This window comes from Cellulomonas flavigena DSM 20109 (genome assembly GCF_000092865.1).
Classification (GTDB): Bacteria; Actinomycetota; Actinomycetes; order Actinomycetales; family Cellulomonadaceae; genus Cellulomonas; species Cellulomonas flavigena.
In genome coordinates this window covers 3800385-3820204 of the sequence record NC_014151.1, presented here as the reverse complement: position 1 = coordinate 3820204, position 19820 = coordinate 3800385, and the positions used below count along the sequence as shown (strand labels likewise).

General features: G+C 69.9%; 14 protein-coding genes. 9 read left to right on the top strand and 5 right to left on the bottom strand.

Annotated features, from left to right (window positions below):
- Positions 1-53: 53 nt before the first annotated feature.
- The 9 genes from CFLA_RS20590 (at position 54) to CFLA_RS17230 (ending at position 15154) form a co-directional block, all read left to right on the top strand.
- Positions 54-7811 (top strand): DNRLRE domain-containing protein, encoded by a 7758-nt coding sequence (locus CFLA_RS20590; protein ID WP_013118630.1) that lies wholly within the window; start codon positions 54-56, stop codon positions 7809-7811.
- Entirely contained in the window at positions 7795-8307 is a 513-nt protein-coding gene (locus tag CFLA_RS20180; protein WP_148234414.1) for a hypothetical protein, read from the top strand. Before CFLA_RS20590 ends, CFLA_RS20180 begins: the two co-directional genes overlap by 17 nt.
- A gap of 150 nt (positions 8308-8457) precedes the next feature.
- Positions 8458-9813, top strand: a complete 1356-nt coding sequence (locus tag CFLA_RS17255; RefSeq protein WP_013118629.1) for an RHS repeat-associated core domain-containing protein — start codon at positions 8458-8460, stop codon at positions 9811-9813.
- Positions 9814-10533: 720 nt separating this feature from the next.
- A complete protein-coding gene (locus CFLA_RS17250; protein WP_043599263.1) occupies positions 10534-10926 on the top strand; it encodes an RHS repeat-associated core domain-containing protein in 393 nt (130 codons plus the stop codon).
- A 582-nt stretch (positions 10927-11508) separates the two neighbouring features.
- Positions 11509-12012, top strand: coding sequence for a hypothetical protein (locus CFLA_RS20175; protein ID WP_148234413.1), 504 nt, complete (start codon positions 11509-11511; stop codon positions 12010-12012).
- Positions 11987-13036 carry an RHS repeat domain-containing protein gene (locus CFLA_RS17245; protein ID WP_043599260.1) on the top strand — a complete coding sequence of 350 codons (1050 nt, stop codon included), beginning with the start codon at positions 11987-11989 and terminating at the stop codon, positions 13034-13036. Before CFLA_RS20175 ends, CFLA_RS17245 begins: the two co-directional genes overlap by 26 nt.
- Before the next feature lie 52 nt (positions 13037-13088).
- Positions 13089-13442 (top strand): hypothetical protein, encoded by a 354-nt coding sequence (locus CFLA_RS17240; RefSeq protein WP_148234412.1) that lies wholly within the window; start codon positions 13089-13091, stop codon positions 13440-13442.
- Positions 13443-13810: 368 nt separating this feature from the next.
- Positions 13811-14101 (top strand): hypothetical protein, encoded by a 291-nt coding sequence (locus tag CFLA_RS17235; protein WP_043599255.1) that lies wholly within the window; start codon positions 13811-13813, stop codon positions 14099-14101.
- A gap of 45 nt (positions 14102-14146) precedes the next feature.
- Positions 14147-15154: an IS30 family transposase gene (locus tag CFLA_RS17230; RefSeq protein ID WP_043598709.1), complete on the top strand. Its 1008-nt coding sequence runs from the start codon at positions 14147-14149 to the stop codon at positions 15152-15154.
- A gap of 13 nt (positions 15155-15167) precedes the next feature.
- Here the strand turns inward: CFLA_RS17230 and CFLA_RS19255 are convergent, their stop codons facing one another.
- From CFLA_RS19255 to CFLA_RS17205, 5 genes are all read right to left on the bottom strand, one after another.
- Positions 15168-16406 (bottom strand): type II toxin-antitoxin system HipA family toxin, encoded by a 1239-nt coding sequence (locus CFLA_RS19255; RefSeq protein WP_013118627.1) that lies wholly within the window; start codon positions 16404-16406, stop codon positions 15168-15170.
- On the bottom strand, positions 16403-16639 hold the full coding sequence (locus CFLA_RS17220; protein ID WP_013118626.1) for a helix-turn-helix transcriptional regulator: 237 nt from the start codon (positions 16637-16639) through the stop codon (positions 16403-16405). Before CFLA_RS17220 ends, CFLA_RS19255 begins: the two co-directional genes overlap by 4 nt.
- Positions 16640-16801: 162 nt before the next feature.
- Positions 16802-18079 carry a type II toxin-antitoxin system HipA family toxin gene (locus CFLA_RS17215; RefSeq protein WP_013118625.1) on the bottom strand — a complete coding sequence of 426 codons (1278 nt, stop codon included), beginning with the start codon at positions 18077-18079 and terminating at the stop codon, positions 16802-16804.
- Complete coding sequence (locus tag CFLA_RS17210) at positions 18076-18369, bottom strand: helix-turn-helix transcriptional regulator (RefSeq protein WP_013118624.1); 294 nt, start codon at positions 18367-18369, stop codon at positions 18076-18078. Before CFLA_RS17210 ends, CFLA_RS17215 begins: the two co-directional genes overlap by 4 nt.
- Positions 18370-18557: 188 nt before the next feature.
- Positions 18558-19694, bottom strand: a complete 1137-nt coding sequence (locus CFLA_RS17205) for a class I SAM-dependent methyltransferase (protein ID WP_013118623.1) — start codon at positions 19692-19694, stop codon at positions 18558-18560.
- Between the last annotated feature and the right edge of the window lie 126 nt (positions 19695-19820).

Below are 19820 nucleotides of genomic sequence, written 5' to 3'. Positions count from 1 at the left end.
TCGCGTCATGGGTTGCCGGCGCCCGGGGCGGCGGTGTGCATGAAGAGGTCGCCGTGCCCGGTCTGCTTCCCTCGTTCGGTGTGCCCGAGTCGTGGCGGCGTCGTGTCCCGCTGACGGCGCTCGTGGTGGCCGCCACGCTGCTGGGTACCGGCCTCGCGCCGGCACAGGGTGCGCCGGCGCCGCCAGTCGAGCCGGAGGCCCCCGAGGCGACGGCGCCGGTCGACGGTGAGACGCTCACCGCGCCCGACGCGGTGAGCGCCGCGACCATCGCGCGGCTCGAGGGTGTGCCGGTCGAGGTGCTCGGCGAGCGGACCGCGGACGGCTCGGTCTTCGCCATGCCCGACGGCACGTGGGCCGCGGGTCGCAGCAGCGGCCCGGTGTGGGTCCGCACCGGCGGCGACGGCACCGCCGAGGACGACTGGGCGGCCGTCGACCCCACGCTCGAGGCGGCCGACGACGGCACGCTGCGCCCGGTCGCGCACCCGGCCGACGTCGTCGTCTCCGGCGCCGTCACCGAGCCCGACGGGCTCGTGGACGTCGTCACCCTCACCACCGAGGACGGCACGACGTCCACGATCACGTGGGACGGGCCGCTGCCGGCCCCGCGCGTGGAGGGCGCGCGGGTCGTGTACGAGGACGTCCGGCCCAGCACCGACATGGTCGTCGACGTCACGGCCGCGGGTGTCGAGCAGTTCTTCGTGCTGCACGAGGCGCCCGCCGAGCCCGAGGAGCTCGCGCTGCCCGTGACGATCGACGTCGACGGCGGCGAGGCGGTGCAGCTCGAGGACGGGTCCCTCGAGGTCCGGGGACCCGAGGGCGAGGTGGCCGTGCGCGGCCCCCAGCCGATGATGTGGGACGCCACCGCCGACGCCGACCGGGTGCACCCCGTCACCGAGCCGTGGCAGCCGCTCGACGTCGACGTGCGCCGGACCCCGCCCGCCTGGCTCGTCGACGACGAGGCGAAGGACGCCCCGGCGAAGGCGCCGAAGAACGCGCCCGCCGGCAAGGGACCGAAGGCCGCCGCACCCGCAGCGGACCTGCCGCACCTCGACGGCGACGCGCCCGAGGCGCCGCAGCAGCCCGTCATGGCCGACCAGGTCGAGGTCGAGCGCGAGGTGGAGGTCGCCGACGGGCAGGTGCGCATCGACCTGCAGCCGCAGGCCGAGTTCCTCACCGACCCCGCGACGGTCTACCCCGTGGTGGTCGACCCCGAGCTCGCGCTGAACGGCGGGTTCGACACGTACGTCCAGTCGAACAGCTCGGCGAACCTGTCGACCAGCACCGAGCTGCTCATGGGCACGTGGAACGGTGGCAGCACCGTCGCCCGCAGCTTCGTCAACTTCTCCATCCCGCCGGTGCACGGCAAGAAGGTGCTCGACGCGCACTTCGTCATCTACGAGCACCACGCGTACTCGTGCCAGGCGCGGAACTGGCAGGTGTGGGACACCACCCCGGCCTCGGACGGCACGCGCTGGAGCGCGCAGCCGGCGTGGATGGGGCACTACTCGACGTCGTCGGAGACGCGCGGGTACTCGTCGGCCTGCCCGGACGGCGACGTCCGCGCGAACATCTCCGCCCTCGTCCAGCGGTGGGCCGACGCGCCGTCGGTCTCGACCGTGGGCGTGGGTCTCAAGGCGGAGAACGAGGCGGACTCCTACGGCTGGAAGAGGTTCTACTCCGCGGAGTCCGGCGCCGGTCCCTGGGTGTGGGTCAGCTACAACTCGGTGCCGAACGTGCCGACCAACCTCAACGTCTCGCCGCGCAGCGCGACGGCGTACAACGGCGTCTACTGGACGAACACGCTGACGCCGCGGCTGTCGGCCACGGTCAGCGACCCCGACGGGGAGAACCTCGACTCGAACTTCTACCTGTTCCGCGGTGCCGGCGCCCACGTGTGGGGCTGGGGCAACGGCCGCGCGTCGGGCTTCGTCACCAGCGGGACCCAGGCCGTCAAGGACGTGCCGGCCGGCACGCTCGTCGACCAGGAGACGTACTTCTTCATGGTCGCGGGCAGCGACTGGAAGCACGAGGGCAGCCCGTCGGCGCGCTTCACGTTCGGCGTCGACACCGTCGCTCCGACCGCCCCGGTCGTCACGTCGTCGGACTACCCGGACGACAACAAGTGGCGCAGGGCGCCCGGGGACGAGGGCACGTTCACGATCACGCCGTCCCAGGCCGACGGGTCGATCGTCGAGTACCGGTGGGCGCTGGACAAGGCGCCGGACCCCAACCAGAAGGTCGCCGCCGTCGGCGGCACGACGCAGAGCCTGAAGGTCAAGCCCACGACCGCCGGGCGTCACGTGCTGCAGGTCCAGGCGGTCGACCGCGCCGGGAACGTCTCACCCGTGCGCAAGTACGCGTTCAACGTCGGCCTCGCCGGCATCGTCGCGCCGGACGAGGGGACGCGTGTCGTGCGGCGCGTGCCGATCCGCGTGCAGGCGGCGGACGGGTACCGGTACGTCAGGTACGAGTGGCGGCGCGGGCCGGACTCGACCGACACGTACGCCGTGCCGCTGGGCGACCTGACGACGTCCACCGGGCGTGCGTGGACGAGCACGTGGCAGGCGCTGCCGACCGGCAACGCGTACACGACGTGGGACGCGGGTACGACGCTCGGGCACGAGGGCGGGCCCGTCCAGGTGCGGGCACAGGTGTCGAAGTCGGCCGACGGCTCCAGCCCGCAGGCCACCCAGTGGGTGACCCTCACGGTCGACCCCGACGCGGACGGCGCGGCGTCGGCGGAGGTCGGCCCCGGGTCGGTCAACCTGCTCACGGGCGACCACACGCTGTCCGTCACGGACGTCGACGAGTTCGGCATCTCGGTCGTACGGACCGCGTCGTCGCGCGAGACGCGGGCCGGCATCCAGCTCCACGGCGACCGGCTGCCGGAGGCGATCCGCGAGGGCAACGTCGCCACCGACATCGCGCAGCACAGCGCCGCCGTGACGATCGACACGCAGCGGTTCCACGCGGGGACGTCGTCGTTCAAGGTGACGTCGAAGGGCGCGGCGGACTCGTACGCGTCGATCTACGGCGACACCGGCCCCATCGCGAACAACAAGCTCGGGCTGCAGGCCGGGCGCACCTACCGCATCTCCGCGTGGGTGTACGTGCCGGCCGCCACGGGGCTGAAGCCCGACTCCGCGCGCGGTCTGGGGATCAACGTCTTCTGGCGCGTCGGCACGGGCGCCTACAGCGAGCCCGCGGGGACCGCCGCCCGCACGCCGATGCCGACGAAGACCGACCGCTGGCAGCGGGTGACCACCGACGTCACGATCCCCGCCGGCGCCACCGAGGCGTTCGCGCGCTTCTACAACGGGTTCGCCGCGACCAACAAGCCGGTGTACTTCGACAACGTCTCCATCCGCGAGACGTGGTCGCCGTTCGGCAAGGAGTGGTCGCTCGGCACGGTCGACGAGTGGGCGGGCACGGCGTACACGCACGTCTCGCGCCCGTACGACGAGGTCGCGGCCGTGCACCTCACGGGCGGTGGCCAGATCTGGTTCACGTCCGGCGACGGCCAGAAGTGGTTCCCGGAGCCGGGGGCCGAGAGCCTGACCCTGAAGCCCGAGGGCAACGGGTGGCGGCTGACCGAGCTCGACGGCACGTACAGCCTGTTCACCCGACCCGGGTCGTCCGGCGACTACTTCCTCAAGGAGACGTCGAGCACCGTTGCCGACACCGAGGCGCAGTACGTCTACGAGACCTCGACCACGGGGCCGGGACGGCTGGTGCGCATCATCGCGCCACGTGAGCCCGGGGTGACCGGCTGCACGGCCGCCACGCCCGCCGCCGGGTGCAAGGTGCTGGAGCTGGAGTACGCGACGTCGACGACCGCGGTCGGGTCGTCGGCCGGTGACTACGCCGGACAGGTCAAGGCCGTCCACCTGTGGTCGGCCGACCCGGGAGTCGCGAGCACCCGGACCACGGTCGCCCGGTACGCGTACGACGTGTCGGGCCGGTTGGAGCACGTCAACGACCCGCGGCTCGCGCGCCCGCTGGTCACCAGGTACGAGTACGACAGCAGCGGCCGCGTCACGATCGTGAAGCCGGCCGGCGAGGGCGAGGAGCCGTACCGGTTCACGTACGGGCAGGGCGGCGCGCAGAAGACCGGCGCGGGCGACTGGATCGACGCGGGTGCGCGCCTGCTGAAGGTGACGCGCGCGAGCCTCGTCCAGGGCACGACGAGCACGCGGGGGCCGGACAACACCACGACGGTCGTCTACAACGTGCCGCTGACGCGCGGCGCGGGCGGGCCGTACGACATGAACGCAGCGGCCATCGACACGTGGGCCCAGCAGGACGGCCCCACGGACGGCACGGCGGTGTTCCCGCCGCAGGTGGTGCCGAGCGTGACGACCGCGACGGCGACCCAACCCGGCAAGGACGGGTACGGGTCCGCGACGGTGCACTACCTCAACGCGTCCGGGCTCGAGGTCAACACGGCGTCCCCGAACGCGGCGGACGGCCCCGTCGAGGGCCTGGTCGACACGACCGAGTACGACGGCAAGGGCCGCGTCGTCCGGACGCTCGACGCGACGAACCGCCTGCTCGCCCTGGGCAAGCTCCCGGAGTCGGCCGAGCTCGGCGAGTGGGGCATCACCGGGACACCCGCCGCGATCGCGCAGATGCTCGACACCCGCACCTTCTACACGGCGGACGACCTGGCGGTGCACGCCACCCGTGGGCCCGCCCAGCGGCTGGCGGTGGGCAACGACCCGGACCAGCAGGTCACCGGGCACGCGGCGGTGCGTTACGCCCACGACGAGGGGCGGCCGGCGACCGTCGTCGCGTCGAAGCTCCCGACGCGCGAGCGCTCCGGGACGATCGCCCTGGGGGCGGACGTCGTCACGGCGGACTTCCTCGACAGCACCCTGACGACGTACGGCTACTCGCCGGTCGACCCGGCCGTGGCGCCGACCCACCCGTCGTCGGGCTGGATCCACAAGCAGCCGACGAGCGTGACCGTCGACGCGGAGGGACCGGAGCCGCTGCGTGCCACGACCGTGTACGACGACCGTGGTCGGCCGATCCGGTCGTCGAAGCCGGGCTCCACCGGCGCCGACGCAGGCACGACCCTGTCGATCCTCTACACCGCGGGCACGAATGCGGCCGACGCGGCGTGCGGCAACCGTCCCGAGTGGGCCGGTCAGCCGTGCGTCACCCGGTATGCCGGCGCGGTCACGGGGCACGACGCGTCGCGCATGCCCGGGCAGCTCTCGGAGAAGCGCGTCACGGAGTACAACCGCTTCGGTACCGCCACGCTGACCACGGAGACCGCGAACGGCCAGACCCGTCAGACGCGGACGACGGTGGACGCGGCGGACCGCGTCACGGCCGTGGAGATCTCCGGCAGCGCGGGTGCCGGGGCGGCCATCGCGCGGACGACCACGACGTACGACCCGCTGACGGGCGACGTGACGCGCAACGCGTCCGTGGACGCCGCGGGCAACGTGGTCGCCGCGGTGCGCAAGGAGTACGACGCGTTCGGGCGGCTCGTGCGCTACACCGACGCCCACGGCGGGTGGACCGCCACCGAGTACGACCGGTACGGCCAGCCGGTGAAGGTCACGGACTCGATCGGCACCACCCGGACGTACGAGTACGACCGCACGGTCGACCCGCGCGGCTACGTCACGCTGATGACCGACTCGGTCGCCGGCGAGGTGCGCCCGGTGTGGGGTCCGGACGGCCAGCTCAAGCACCAGTTCCTGCCCGGTGGCGTCGCCATGTCGGTGAGGTACGACGCCGCCCGGGTGCCGGTCGCCCGCACGTACACCGACTCGCAGGGCGTGGTCATCTGGCACGACTCCGTGGTGGAGAACCACCGGGGTCAGTGGGTCGAGCACACGTCGTGGACGGGGACGCGGACGTACGAGTACGACCGGTACGCGCGTCTCGTCGGCGTGAACGAGGCCCAGTTCGCCGGGGCGGAGTGCACGACCCGGAGGTACGGGTACGACCAGCGCTCCAACCGGGTGTCGTTCGCGACCGCGACCGGCGGATGGCGCGAGCCCTGCCCTGGTGCGGACATCCCCGCCACGACGACGTCCACCTACGACTCGGCGAGCCGGCTCGTGTCGACGTCCGGCGGCAACGGCGACGCATGGCGGTACGACGCGTTCGGTCGTACGACGGCCATGCCGACGGCGGACGGGTCGGGTGTGGCGTCGACGTCGTACTTCGTGAACGACCTGGTGGCCTCGCAGGAGGTGCCGGGTGTGCAGAAGGCCGTGTGGACGCTGGACCCGTTGCAGCGGTTCTCCACGCAGGAGACGTTCGCGTCGGTCAGCGGGGCGTGGGCGAGCTCGGCGACGCAGGTGATCCACTACGACGGCGACGGTGACGAGCCGGGCTGGGTCGTGGAGGACGCGACGCAGCCGGACAAGGTGACGCGCTGGGTGGAGGGTGCTGACGGGCAGGTCGCGGTGCAGACCGGTCGGACCGGTGAGCAGGTGCTGCAGCTGGTGGACCTGCACGGGGACGTGGTCGGCACGGTGCCGATTCATGACGGTGCGCCGTTGCCGTCGTGGCAGGAGCTGTCGTACGTGTCGTACGACGAGTTCGGTAACCCGCAGCCGTTGAGCGGGGGTGCGTCGTCGAACGCGCCGCCGCGGTACGGGTGGTTGGGCGCGGCGCAGCGTTCGGCGGACACCCCGACCGGTGTGGTGCTGATGGGGGTGCGGCTGTACCACCCGGGCATCGGGCGGTTCTTGCAGGTCGACCCTGTCGCTGGGGGTAGTGCGAACGCGTACGACTACTGCAACGCCGACCCGGTGAACTGCACGGACCTGGGCGGGACGATCGCCTGGGGCAAGGTGCTGGGTGCGGTGGCGACGATCGGGGAGATCGCCTCGTTCATCCCCGGGCCGATCGGTGCGGCAGCGGCGGGTATCTCCGCTGTCGCGTACGCGGCCAGTGGGAACAAGGGCAAGGCCCTGGAGATGGGGATCACCGCCGCGGCTCAGCTGGTCGGGGCGGGGATCGGGGTGCGGGCGGCGTTCAAGGCGACGTCGATCTCGGCGAAGGTGACCCAGCGTGCGCAGGCCGCGGCCTCGCGGGTGCGCAGCGCGCTGAAGCGTGGGTGCTCGTTCGTGGCGGGCACGTTGGTGCGGATGGCCGACGGGTCCTTGCGTCCCATCGAGGACCTGCAGGTCGGTGACCTGATCCTCGCGGGGAACCCCGAGACGGGTGAGACGTCGCCCGAGCCGGTCATCACCCCGCTGGTCTCGACCGGTGACAAGCGTCTGATCGCGTTGCGGTTCGACGGTGACGTCCAGGCCGTGGTCGCCACGGACAACCACCCGTACTGGGTGCAGGATCAGGGGTGGGTCGCCGCCGGTGACCTGCTCGTCGGTGACACCACCGTGGCCTCCGACGGCAGCGAACGTGTCCTGGTCCAGATCGGCGACCTGGGCGTGTTCGCGAACCAGACCGTGCACAACCTGCACGTCGCGGGGCAGCACACGTACTACGTCACGGCCGACGAGCAGCAGGCCGACCAGCTCGTCCACAACGCCGGGCCCGCTGCATGCGACATCGCAGAGGGCGCGCTGAGAAAGCACGTCAAGGGCACGAATGAGCATCGCGTTGCGTCCGCAGCAGACCGCCGAGGTAAGTCCGTATTCTTCGGGTTGGCGAGCGCGCGTACGATCGTCGCCATGGCCGTGCGACGAGGGACTCCGATCGGCAAGAGTGGCCGCAAGATCTGGCGCGCCCCGGTCGTGGTCGGCGTGACGGCAGGCGGGAGGATGACTCGTACCGTTATCGTGCAATCCTCCAAGAGAGGTTGGCATGGGTTCCCTTATTGATGAGGCGCACGTCCTCAATGTGTTCCTCGAAGGAGTGGTCGGTTCACACCGGGTGCCGTCGTGGACGCACGGTTCTGCACGTGAACTGGCTGATCGAGGCGCTTGGGATCACCTGGTTGGACTGTCGTCGCTCGAGGTGGCGACGATCACTAACTCGAACATTCATACTTCGTGTGCTTACGAGGTCCTCGCGTCTGGCAAGCCCACTGGGGTGGTCGTCTACTTGTCGACGGTGATCCCGGCGATGACAGTCTTCAACTCGCACGCTAGGAGGGCGGCAGTAAGGGCCACGCTCGACATGGGCGTTCGACAAGCGCTCGAACTTTTCGAAGCCGCCGGATTTCGTTACATGGAGGATCGACTATGCAGAACTATGAGCCCTTACGTGGACCCCGATTTCGGATACCCGCTCGTATACTTTGAAATGCTTTTCGAGTGGTTTCAAGGTGAGGAGATGTTTAGTCAGGACGAACGGTTGTCTCCGTGGGTCTCGTGACGTAAAAGCGCAGTCCCGCGCAAATGCGCCCCGCCTCCGCATCGCGAAAACACCGCAGAGCCCGGCGGCGTCGCCCTGTGCCACCCGCCACGGCGTGCGAGGTACCTGCGCTCCCGGCCCTCGGGCACGACGGTTCTTCACCTGCACGCGGTGCCCGACGCGCAGGAGGCCGCGACGGCGCTCGCGCGGCTCGCGTCGGCCGGCCTCGTCGAGGTCCGGCACGCGGGCTACGACTCGGCGAGCCGGTTGGTCTCGACGTCGGGTGGCAACGGGAGCGCGTGGCGGTACGACGCGTTCGGTCGTACGACGGCGATGCCGACGCCGGACGGGTCGGGCGTGGCATCGACGTCGTACTTCGTGAACGACCTGGTGGCCGCCCAGGAGGTGCCGGGGGTCGAGAAGGCGGCGTGGTCGTTGGACCCGTTGCAGAGGTTCTCCACGCAGGAGACGTTCGCGTGGGTGAACGGGGCGTGGGCGAACTCGACCGAGCAGGTCATCCACTACGACGGTGATGGTGACGAGCCGGGGTGGATCGTGGAGGACGCGACGCAGCCGGACAAGGTGACCCGGTGGGTGGAGGGCGCTGACGGGCAGGTCGCGGTGCAGACCGGGAAGACCGGTGAGCAGGTGCTGCAGCTGGTGGACCTGCACGGGGATGTGGTCGGGACGGTGCCGATCGGTGACGGGGCTCCGGTGCCCTCGCAGCGGGACCTGCGGTTCGTGTCGTATGACGAGTTCGGCAACCCGCAGCCGTTGAGCGGAGGTGCGACGTCCAACGCGCCGCCGCGGTACGGGTGGTTGGGTGCGGCGCAGCGTTCGTCGGACACCCCTGCGGGTGTGGTGCTGATGGGGGTGCGGCTGTACCACCCGGGCATCGGGCGGTTCTTGCAGGTCGACCCTGTGGCTGGGGGTAGTGCGAACGCGTACGACTACTGCAACGCCGACCCGGTGAACTGCACGGACCTGGGCGGGACGATCGCCTGGGGCAAGGTCCTGGGTGCGGTCGCGACGGTCGGGGAGATCGCCTCGGTCATCCCCGGCCCGATCGGGGCGGCGGCGGCGGGCGTCTCGGCGGTCGCTTACGTGGCCAGTGGTAACAAGGGCAAGGCGCTGCTCATGGGCGTGACCGCAGCGGCGGCGCTCGTGGGGGCTGGTGCGGCCGTGACGATTGGCGTTCGCGCGGTGTCTCGTGCCAGAGGCATCGTGCGTGCAGCCCGAGCTGGCCAGGAGGTTGCCACAGCAGCCAAGCCGGTCAGCCGCCTCACAGCTCGGCTCGCGGGTCGGATGTGGGTCGGAAGAGGCGCAAGATGGCATGGAGCGGGAAACAACCGGGCTCTCTACAGTCGAGACATGTCTCGGCGCTATCGCCCGGCCGTCGACAAGAGCGATGGACATCGAAAGGCAAATCTGGAGCTTACTCAGACCCCCGGAACCGCGAGGGGTGCCTGGCGACACCCGAGGCGCCTGCTGGACATCCACGTTTATGTCAAGAGGTGGAGATCGTGACTACGGCCATCATCACGCCGACTGTCGCCGCAACCTACGAGTTGAAGAAATTCCGCTGCTGGGAAGGCGCGCGATTTGGACTGCGGGGAAAGCCTTGGGGGACGGTTGTTACTGTAACCGTCAAGAACGGAAGGCGATCGCTGCCGCGAGCAATCTTATGGAGGTATGGCGGAGGAATAGGAAGGCTCGCACCCGGAACTCCGCGACTCGACATCGAGCTCTTACTGCGCGTCCGATCACCGACTTTCACGGAGTGTGACCCCCGCTTCCACTCGCCTCGCTTTGGAGACCGTGAACTAGTGCTTGAAGAATGGGATCGAGGGTGCGTCGATAGGTGGATCTATGATCGGATAGAGCGCATCCCTCCGGGCGCCTGGGGTGACATTACCAACGCAATGATGGGCACATTTTGGGTGTATGTCCCCGACGACCGTGAACTTATCGACGAGCCTGCGCCAGAAGGATTCGGCTACTGACTGCTCGTGCCTATGAGAGGTGCTACTTGATTCTTCGCGGTTCGTGACGAGCGTTCTCCGCTGGGGAGTTCTCGCGCGGCAGGTTTCGCGCCGGCGGCGAGGCGGGGGCTGCGCGGGTGCCGGCGGCTCGCGACGACGGATCGAGGATGATGTTCGGCAGGATTCGGGCCCGCACGCCACGAGCGGCGGACATGGTGACCGCGCGACGGAGATCGTCGGTGACGGTGACGAGCCGGGCTGGATCGTGGAGGACGCGACGCAGCCGGACAAGGTGACCCGCTGGGTGGAGGGCGCGGACGGGCAGGTCGCGGTGCAGACCGGTCGGACCGGTGAGCAGGTGCTGCAGCTGGTGGACCTGCACGGGGATGTGGTCGGGACGGTGCCGATCCACGACGGGGCTCCGCTGCCGTCGTGGCAGGAGCTGTCGTACGTGTCGTACGACGAGTTCGGTAACCCGCAGCCGTTGAGCGGGGGTGCGACGTCGAACGCGCCGCCGCGGTACGGGTGGTTGGGTGCGGCGCAGCGTTCGTCGGACACCCCGGCCGGTGTGGTGCTGATGGGGGTGCGGCTGTACCACCCGGGTGTGGGGCGGTTCTTGCAGGTCGACCCGGTGGCCGGGGGTAGTGCGAACGCGTAGGACTACTGCAGCGCGGACCCGGTGAACTGCACGGACCTGGGCGGGACGATCGCCTAGGGCAAGGTCCTGGGCGCGGTGGCGACGGTCGGGGAGATCGCCTCGTTCATCCCCGGGCCGGTCGGTGCTGCTGCTGCCGGTGTGTCGGCTGTCGCGTACGCGGCCAGCGGGAACAAGGGCAAGGCCCTCCTTATGGGGTTACTGCCGCTGCCACGCTGGTGGGTGCGGGCTACGCTGTCCGGGGCATCGCTCACTCTATGAAAGCGGCGAAGGCTGCTCAACGATCCGCCATGCTCAATGCGCTAAAGGCGCCAGCAAAGGGCGGTTTGACGAGGGGTGGTCGCGAGTACCAGAAGCACATGAAACACCTGGTGCCTGTCACGCCGTCAGCGAAGAATCTGGATCGCGTTGCACACGGCCTCGCACGTCGAATACTGAATCACCCCAAGAGTCGTTGGGTCACAGTGAGGGCAGGAAACTTCAAGGGTGGGACGCGGGTCATCATGCCGATACCCGGCAAGCGAGGAATCGGCGCGACTTGGGCGAAGGATGGCAGCTTCGCGTACTTTGGAAGGTATTGAGTCGATGTTCGGCATCGTTGATCGCATCCGGGCTGCAACGTCGGTGAACCTTCGCTCTCTGCACGGCGAAAAGATCCTGCGCGTGGAGTACATTCATTCTGACCCAAATTGGCCTACCAACTATCGCCTAGATCCCGATATGCACGAACCGGATGCAGCAGTTCGTCTCGCCACCTCGGCCGGCGAGTTTATCCTCGCTTGGGAGATGTATGGCGAGGATGAACTCCTCACTTTCAGTACTACACGCGAGGTTGAGGAGCGGCAAGTCAGATTTCCCGCTCATCGGAGCGATGTTTCGATGGTCGACCCGTGGCCGGCACTCATGAAACTTTCGGTGATCGATGCTTCGATCGTCGAAAACGTCTGGTCGGACGCCACCATACGTATCCACTTTGGACTGGTTGAAGTGGATATGTCGCTCGGAGAGTGGGACGTCAGCGGGTGTAGATACATTCCCAACGCGCTCTTGATCGAGTTTCTTGGTGCAGGTGATCCACTACGACGGTGATGGTGATGAGCCGGGGTGGATCGTGGAGGACGCGACGCAGCCGGAGGAGGTGACCCGGTGGGTGGAGGGCGCGGACGGGCAGGTCGCGGTGCAGACCGGGAAGACCGGTGAGCGGGTGCTGCAGCTGGTGGACCTGCACGGGGATGTGGTCGCGACGGTGCCGATCGGTGACGGGGCTGTGTTGCCGTCGCAGCGGGACCTGCGTTTCGTGTCGTACGACGAGTTCGGCAACCCGCAGCCGTTGAGCGGAGGTGCGACGTCCAACGCGCCGCCGCGGTACGGGTGGTTGGGTGCGGCGCAGCGTTCGTCGGACACCCCTGCGGGCGTGGTGCTGATGAGGGTGCGGCTGTACCACCCGGGCATCGGGCGGTTCTTGCAGGTCGACCCCGTCGCTGGGGGCAGTGCGAACGCGTACGACTACTGCAACGCCGACCCGGTGAACTGCACGGACCTGGGCGGGACGATCGCCTGGGGCAAGATCCTGGGCGCGGTCGCGGCGGTGGGATCGGTAGCCTCGTTCATCCCCGGTCCCATCGGCGCGGCCGCGGGTGCCATCTCGGCAGTCGCGTATGGGCTGAGCGGCAACACGAAGATGGTGGTCATGATGGGGGCGGTGGCCGCCGCGCAGCTCGTGGGCGCGGGGCCGGCGGCTCGCGTCGGTGCCAGCATGGCCGCACGCGCGGGTAGTGCCGCCTCGCGGGCCGCCAGTCAGGTAGCAAGGGTCACCAGAGCGACGAACGATGCCGCCAAACGAAAGGTGTCCGAGGCGCTGATCCGTCGGTGTGGTGGCGCTAATCGCGTTACGGTGCAGCAGAAGTTCGGCCGACTTATTGTGGACCTGAAGGGGCGGGTTCACCATGAGAACGGAGTTCGAATTCCCCCTCCGCACTGGAAGTTCCAAGGTTACAACCATCACTTCCGGAATGCGATTCCAGGGAAGTTTGCCAATGCGAAGAATGCCATCGTCCGACCGGCGTCATGGTCGATCATCTGGAAAGCTTTCAAGGTCATCCGAAAGAGGTGAGATGAAGTACTCTAGAATGCACCCGTGGGTGCCCGGAAGATCGTATACCGACGTGCTCCTGCCCGAAGGTTCAGTCGCGGAGCGGGTCGAGTTCGGACTGGGCTACACAGCGGGATCGATCGAGATCGACCTCGCTCACTCCGCTCTGCGGCTCCAACTGGACCCGATCGGCGGCGACGCGGAAAGTATTGGCTTCGAGTTGAGTGCGGTCACTGATTTCTACACAATCAATCAACCGCCCCAAGGGCGTGCATGCTTCGGTTACGAGCAGGCGGTCATCCACAACATCGACGTAGCTACAGGTCGAGTTGCTGAGAGCCATGTCCTGTTGTTTCAGTTCACTGGCCTAGATTTCTGCGTTGAAACCGGTGCCGTTCGGTTCGTCGAGGGGTCCCAGGCTCGCTGATCGGAATGCTGCCAAGTCGCTCGCGTGGCCCATACGTCGTGTTTCGTCCTTAAGTGGTTTGCTTTGCGGCCGGGTTGTCGAGGGCGGCCGCGAGCGGCTGCAGAGCGAGTTGCGGCAGGCGGGGGAACGATGGCGCACCCGGAGTAGGCGGGAGCTCGCCCACCCACGACCAGCAAGCACTGCTCGACGCGAATCGCCGCCCGGGCCGCAAAGCACTAAGCCGATTGACCCAACTCTGTAGCGATGAACGCTCGCGGCTCGGGCATCGCACGGTTCGAGCGCGAGTTCCGCGATTGCGATCACAGGATCGGACGACGACGCTTCGAGGCGAACCCGCGAGGCATGTCGAGCGCGACACAGGTGAGCAGGTGCTGCAGCTGGTGGACCTGCACGGGGATGTGGTCGGGACGGTGCCGATCCACGACGGGGCTGCGCTGCCGTCGTGGCAGGAGTTGTCGTACGTGTCGTACGACGAGTTCGGTCACCCGCAGCCGTTGAGCGGGGGTGCGACGTCGAACGCGCCGCCGCGGTACGGGTGGTTGGGTGCGGCGCAGCGTTCGTCGGACACGCGGTGGCTCGAGCTCGACGCAGCCACGGTGGAGGAGCGGCGCATCGAGCTGCCGCTCCGTTGTCGCGACCGTGCGAGGGCGGTGTCATAGCGTCGTAGCAACGGTCCAGGTCAGGGGGTTGCTCGGGTGCGGCGGATGGTGACGGTCGATGACAGGGTCGAGATCCTGGCGGGGCTACGCGCGAAGGAGTCGTTGCGCTCGATCGCGCGGCGGATCGGTCGGGACGCCTCGGTCGTCTCCCGGGAGGTCGCTCGGAACTCGTTGAAGACCCGCGGGTACCAGCTGGTCCATGCCGACAACACCGCCGCGGCCCGTCGCCGGCGTCCGCAGGTCGGCAAGATCGCCGCCGACGAGGTGTTGTCCGCGCGGGTCCTGGCGGACCTGAAGCACTCGCGCACACCCCGGCAGATCGCCGGACGCTTGCGCCGCGAGGCCGACGACGACACCGTGGGCCTGATGAACGGTTCGGTGCCCGCGCACGGCAAGGTCGTGTCCCACGAGGCGATCTACCGGTACATCTACGCCCTGCCCAAGGGTGAGCTCGCCCGGCACGGGATCATGCTGCGCACCAAGCGCACCCGCCGTCGTCCGCGTCGTGATCTGGGCGAACGTGGTGCCCCGATCGTGGGGATGACCAGCATCGAGGCCCGTCCGGACATCGCCGACCGGCGGGTGCCCGGGCACTGGGAAGGTGACCTGATCATCGGCGCGCACGGCAGGACCGCCGCGGCGACCCTGGTCGAGCGCACCACCCGGTTCACGGTCCTGCTCGCACTGCAGCACGGCAAGGACTCGACCGCGCTGGCCGACACCCTCATCGAGACCGTCACCGGACTGCCCGCGATGATGCGCCAGTCCCTGACCTGGGACCAGGGCACCGAGATGGCCCGCCACGGGCACCTGACCCTGGCCACCGACCTGCCGGTCTACTTCGCCCACCCCCGCTCACCATGGGAACGCGGCACGAACGAGAACACCAACGGCCTGATCCGCGAGTACCTGCCCAAGGGCACCACGATCCCCACCCACCAGCCCTACCTGACCTCGATCGCCGAAGAACTCAACGAACGCCCCCGCGCAGCACTCGGGTTCCTCACACCCCGCGAAGCCTTCGAACGACTCCTCGTTGCTTCCACGGATTGACACCGCCGAGGGCTCACCCGGAGCCGAGCAGGCGCGCGACGCGCGCGTCCACCGTCGCCCATGCCGTCTTGTCGACCCCGGGGTGCATGGCGCGGTCCACGTCGTCGAGGGCCGCGGCGAGTCGCTCGAGGGTTTCCCTCACGACCCGCGCGGCAAGGCGGGCGGCGACCCCCCAGGCGGCGGCCTCGGCCTGGAGGCGCTCGGACGTCACGTCGTCGATCTCTCGGACGCCGTCGACGTCCATCGCGGTGCGCGTCTCGGCGTGTGCATGGTGCGTGTGCATCGCCACGTCGTAGGCAGGCGCCAACCGGTGGGTGCCGTCGGGAAGGTGCAGCACGGACAGGTTCTTGGCGTGGGCGTCGGTGTTGCCGATCGCCACGTTGAACGTCGTCAGGGCGAGCAGGCCGTCCAGTGGGACGCCGAGCCGTTCGAGGCGGGTGGCGATCTCCAGCAGGGACGGCCGCCGCTTGCCGTACTGGAACTTGCGCTCCGGGTCGGTCGTGTCCAGCCCCAGCAGCTGGGCGGCATCCTCCTGGTGGACCCGCTCGGTGGTGTCCGGGCCGACGACGCGGTCGTACCGGCGCACCACGAGCGCGCGTCGGCCGGCGAACAGGCGGTGGCACGCCTCGACGTCGCCGAGCCCGCACCCCCGCGCGAGCGCGAGGGACGCCTCCTCGGTGTCGGTGAGGTCGGCCGACCGCGAGTCGGCGGGCCGGGCGACCTTCAGGATGTGCGTGGACGGACGGTCGGGCGTCGGGAGCGCGAAGCCGTGCGCCGTCGCGGTCAGGACGATCTTCGACTCCAGCCCCGCGATCGACGTCGGTTGGTCCGCCGTGCCCTGCTCGGCGGCCTCGTCGAGGAGGGCGCCGATCTCGTCGTCGTCGAGGGTGCGCAGCGGGACGCGCGGACGGTCCGGTGAGGCGCCCTCGGGGACGAGCACGAGCGCGCCGGCGGTGTCGCGCCCGTGCACGGCGAGGAACCCGACCACGTCGTCCGGGGCGACACCGGCACGACGCGCGAGGTGGCTCCGCGCCCGCCCCTCGGGCATGAGCCCACGCAGCCAGGCGCTGACGGCGGCGGGCGACGATGCGCGGTCGGACAGCGGCAGCAGACCGGACAGCACTGCCGACCCGTGCCCCCAGCGGTCGAGGGCGTCGTCGGTGAAGCGCAGGCGGACGCGGTCGTCACGGTCGCGCTCGATGTGCGCGACGAGCGTCCCGTAGAGCCAGGCATCCAGCGTCCGGACGCTCATCGCTCGTGCACCTCCATGCGCACGTCGAGCGCCCGGAGCATCGCGAAGAGCCGGCGCGTGTAGAGGGTCGGTGAGCCGGACTCGATCTGGTAGACGTACCGGCGGTCGATCCCGAGCGCGTCGGCGAGTGCGTCCTGCGAGAGGCCGCGGCGCTCGCGGACGTGGCGCAGGAAGGCGCCGAGCTCAGCGGCGCTGTTCACCGATGCCCAGGTCGGTCGCTCCTGCTCGACCATGAGACCTCCTCGGTGGGCTGATATTCGCGCATTCAACAGGTGGGAGGATATCAGCCCACCGCCCAGGGTGTGTGGATATCAGCGCATCGGAGGCCTCATGACGTCACGACCGATGGTCGCGACGGACCTGGTTCCGAGAGCCGACGTGCGTTCCGTCCCTGCTCAGGACGTGGGGTTCCACCGCTGTGCCGCGGCTCGGCTCGGGTTGGTGAACGCGGACGCCAGAACCGACCTTGCAGGGTCCTCGACACCGAAGCGCTCCGCGACGCCGGCCCAGTCACGCGTCGCCAGTTCGACCTCCGCCGCGATCGAGGCGGCACGGTCCGGACGCAGTCCGAAGGCGCGGGCGCTCTCCACGAGCTCGTCGATGGACCTCTCGGTGCGCTGCCCGCGGACACCGATCGGCGTCGACTCGACCTTCCACTCCCAGGGCCACGGATTCACGTCGAACGCCGGAGCCCACTGCCATGCGTGCTGTTCTCGCAGGATCCCGTGGTTGCGCATGTGGTCGTCGACGTCGTTCACCAGGAGGTTGAACGCGACGCGACGGAAGAGCTCCAGACGCTCGGTGTCGGGGTGTCGCATGCGGTCGCCGGCGGCGTCGACGAGCTCGACGTACGACGGCGCTTCCCCGTCCTGCTGCTCGAGCAGCGTCCGTGCCGACCAGTAGCCGACGCGGTGGCCGTGCGCGTCACGGTCGAACCGCTCGACGACGAGAACCGACGTGTCCAGGTCGACGCGGTGCAGCTCGAACGCCGGCACGCGCACGCCCGCCCGCTGTGCGAGCGTGAGCGCCGTCGCCTCCCACGCCTGGACGTCCCAGCGGTCGTCAGCAGCCGGGAGCTTGGCCAGTGCCAGACGCCCGGAGTCACGCAGGACGTTCACCTTGGGTCGAGCGCCGCCCAGCGTCGTGCCGCCCGCGACGAGCAGTCGGAGATCCGCGTCGATCGGCTCCTGGTGCGCGGTCACGCGACGTGCCGCGTCGACGAGAGCGGGAAGGTCGACGAGTGTGGGCAGCCCTGCGCGCTGCTCGGACAGGAACAGCCCGCTCACGGGGTCGCGGTAGCGAACGTTGCCGTGCCGGGTCGCATCGCTCGCGAGCAGGACGAAGTCGGCTTCGCTGAGCTGGGGGAGGGGGGCGCCGACCGCCCTGGCGTCGCGCCGGGCCGCGTCGAACAGCAACGTACGGCCCCAGCGGTCCGGCCCGCTGTCCGCGATCGCTCCGGGCAGGAGTGTCCGGCCGGCGAACGTGGCGACTCCCGAGGTCAGTGGCAGCTCCGGGCTCAGCTCGTACGCGCGGGGGTCGTCCAGCCACTCCCTCTGGTATCTCACTTCGGTCGCGACCAGGGCGCCTCCCGCGTTCGTCTCGAACGTCAGGTCCGCGACGTGCACGGGTGCGCCCGCTCGGTCGACGTGCACCTCGACAGCGCGGCGGGTCATCGGACGCGCTTCCGGTCGGCCCTGCCGGCGTGCAGGCGTCCGAACTCCGTCCTCAAGGGGTCGGCGGCGTCGACGAGCGCACCGCTGAAGCCGAGGACGCGAGCGACCGCGAGCAGCGCCTCCAGCCGCGGGCCGCCCTCCCCGGCTTCCAGGCGCACGAGCGTCCCCCGGGTGATCCCGGCACGCTCCGCCAGTTCCTGCTGGGTGAGGTCCTGGATCTTCCGGGCTGCCGCGAGGTGCGCACCGAGGGTGGCGAGGTCCCGCCGGGTGCGCGGCGATGCGACCCTCATGGCTCTCCTATGGGTCGTACGAGTGACACTAACCGGTCTAGTGTATCGAGAAAAGAACGTACTCATCGGCGCCGATGAGCCCACGCGGCTAGACGCGCAGGCAGGGCGCGTCGAGCGTGAGGACGCTCATCGCTCGTGGGGATATCAGCCCATTGCCATGATGCGTGGATGCCAGCGCGTCGGGGGCCTCATGACGTCATGGCCGATCTCCGCGTCGAGACGGTGACGGTGAACTTCGGGTCCCGACCCGCCTGCCGCGTCGGCCCGACGACCTGCTCGAGCGCCGGCCGGTAGCGCAGGTGCGAGTTCCACACGGCCCACAGCTCGCCGCCGGGGCGCAGCAGACGTGCGGCGTCGGCGAACAACGCGTGCGCGACGGCCGGCGCGACGGTCGCGCCCACGTGGAACGGCGGGTTGAGCAGCACGACGTCGGCGGACGCGTCGGGCAGGTCGTCGCCGCCGACGGCCCGCGTGACGCGCACCCGGTCCGTGACGCCGTTCACCTCGACCGTGGCCCGCGCGGAGGCGACGGCTGCCGCGGACTCGTCCGTCGCGACCACGTCGAGACCCGGACGGGACCGTGCGAGCGCGACCGCCAGCACGCCCGTGCCGCAGCCCAGGTCGACCGCGGTGCCGGTGGTCGGGCCGACCTCGTCCAGGTGGGCCAGCAGCGCGCGCGTCCCGATGTCGACGCTCGTCCCCGCGAACGCGCCGCCGTGCGCGCACACCGTGAGCCCCAGGTCCGGGTGCGGGGTGCGCTCGGGCCAGCGCGCGGCAGGGTGGTCGGCGCGCACGCCCGTCGCGACGAGCGCGCGCGACTTCTGCCGCGCCAGACGCGCCTCGACGTGCGTGAGGTGCCGCGCGAGGACGTCGTTCATCGCGACCGTCATGTGCTTCACGCGCCCACCCGCGACGACGACGACCGACGGGTCCGCGTGCGCCGCGACCAGGCCCGCGACCTCGTCGAGCGCGTCGAGCGAGCGCGGGAGCTGCAGCAGCACGAGGCGCGCCCCGGCGACGAGGTCGGGCGTCAGGCCGTGCGACGTGAACCCCTCGATGCCGAGCTGCTCGGCGTTCGCGTGCAGCGCGCGCTCGCCCGTCAGGCGGTCCTGGTGCGTGCGGACGCCGGTGACGCCGTGGCCCGAGGTCGCACCGAGCGTCAGGGCTCCGTACCGGTCGCCGATGACGACGACCGTGCCGTCCGGGGCGTCGGCGAGCAGGGGTGCGGCCTCGCCCAGGAGCAGTCGGTCGGTCGCGTCGACCGCGTGCAGGTTCGGTGCCTCGACGTCGGGGTACCGACGCAGGGCCTCGAGGACGTCGTTCATCGCAACCACCACGCGACGCTACCAACGCCCACCCGCGGGGCTGGATCGACGTCTCGCGGGGAGGGAGAGATGACTGGATTGCTCTCTCGCGGGGTGGGGGGTGGCCGGGCGGGGCCTTCCCTTCTC

Excerpts from the sequence above, each read along its gene's own strand:
- CFLA_RS20180 (WP_148234414.1), top strand. The coding sequence starts at position 7,795 with ATGGGTTCCCTTATTGATGAGGCGCACGTCCTCAATGTGTTCCTCGAA.
- CFLA_RS20175 (WP_148234413.1), top strand. The coding sequence starts at position 11,509 with ATGTTCGGCATCGTTGATCGCATCCGGGCTGCAACGTCGGTGAACCTT.
- CFLA_RS17230 (WP_043598709.1), top strand. The coding sequence starts at position 14,147 with ATGGTGACGGTCGATGACAGGGTCGAGATCCTGGCGGGGCTACGCGCG.
- CFLA_RS19255 (WP_013118627.1), bottom strand. The coding sequence starts at position 16,406 with ATGAGCGTCCGGACGCTGGATGCCTGGCTCTACGGGACGCTCGTCGCG.
- CFLA_RS17220 (WP_013118626.1), bottom strand. The coding sequence starts at position 16,639 with ATGGTCGAGCAGGAGCGACCGACCTGGGCATCGGTGAACAGCGCCGCT.
- CFLA_RS17215 (WP_013118625.1), bottom strand. The coding sequence starts at position 18,079 with ATGACCCGCCGCGCTGTCGAGGTGCACGTCGACCGAGCGGGCGCACCC.
- CFLA_RS17210 (WP_013118624.1), bottom strand. The coding sequence starts at position 18,369 with ATGAGGGTCGCATCGCCGCGCACCCGGCGGGACCTCGCCACCCTCGGT.
- CFLA_RS17205 (WP_013118623.1), bottom strand. The coding sequence starts at position 19,694 with ATGAACGACGTCCTCGAGGCCCTGCGTCGGTACCCCGACGTCGAGGCA.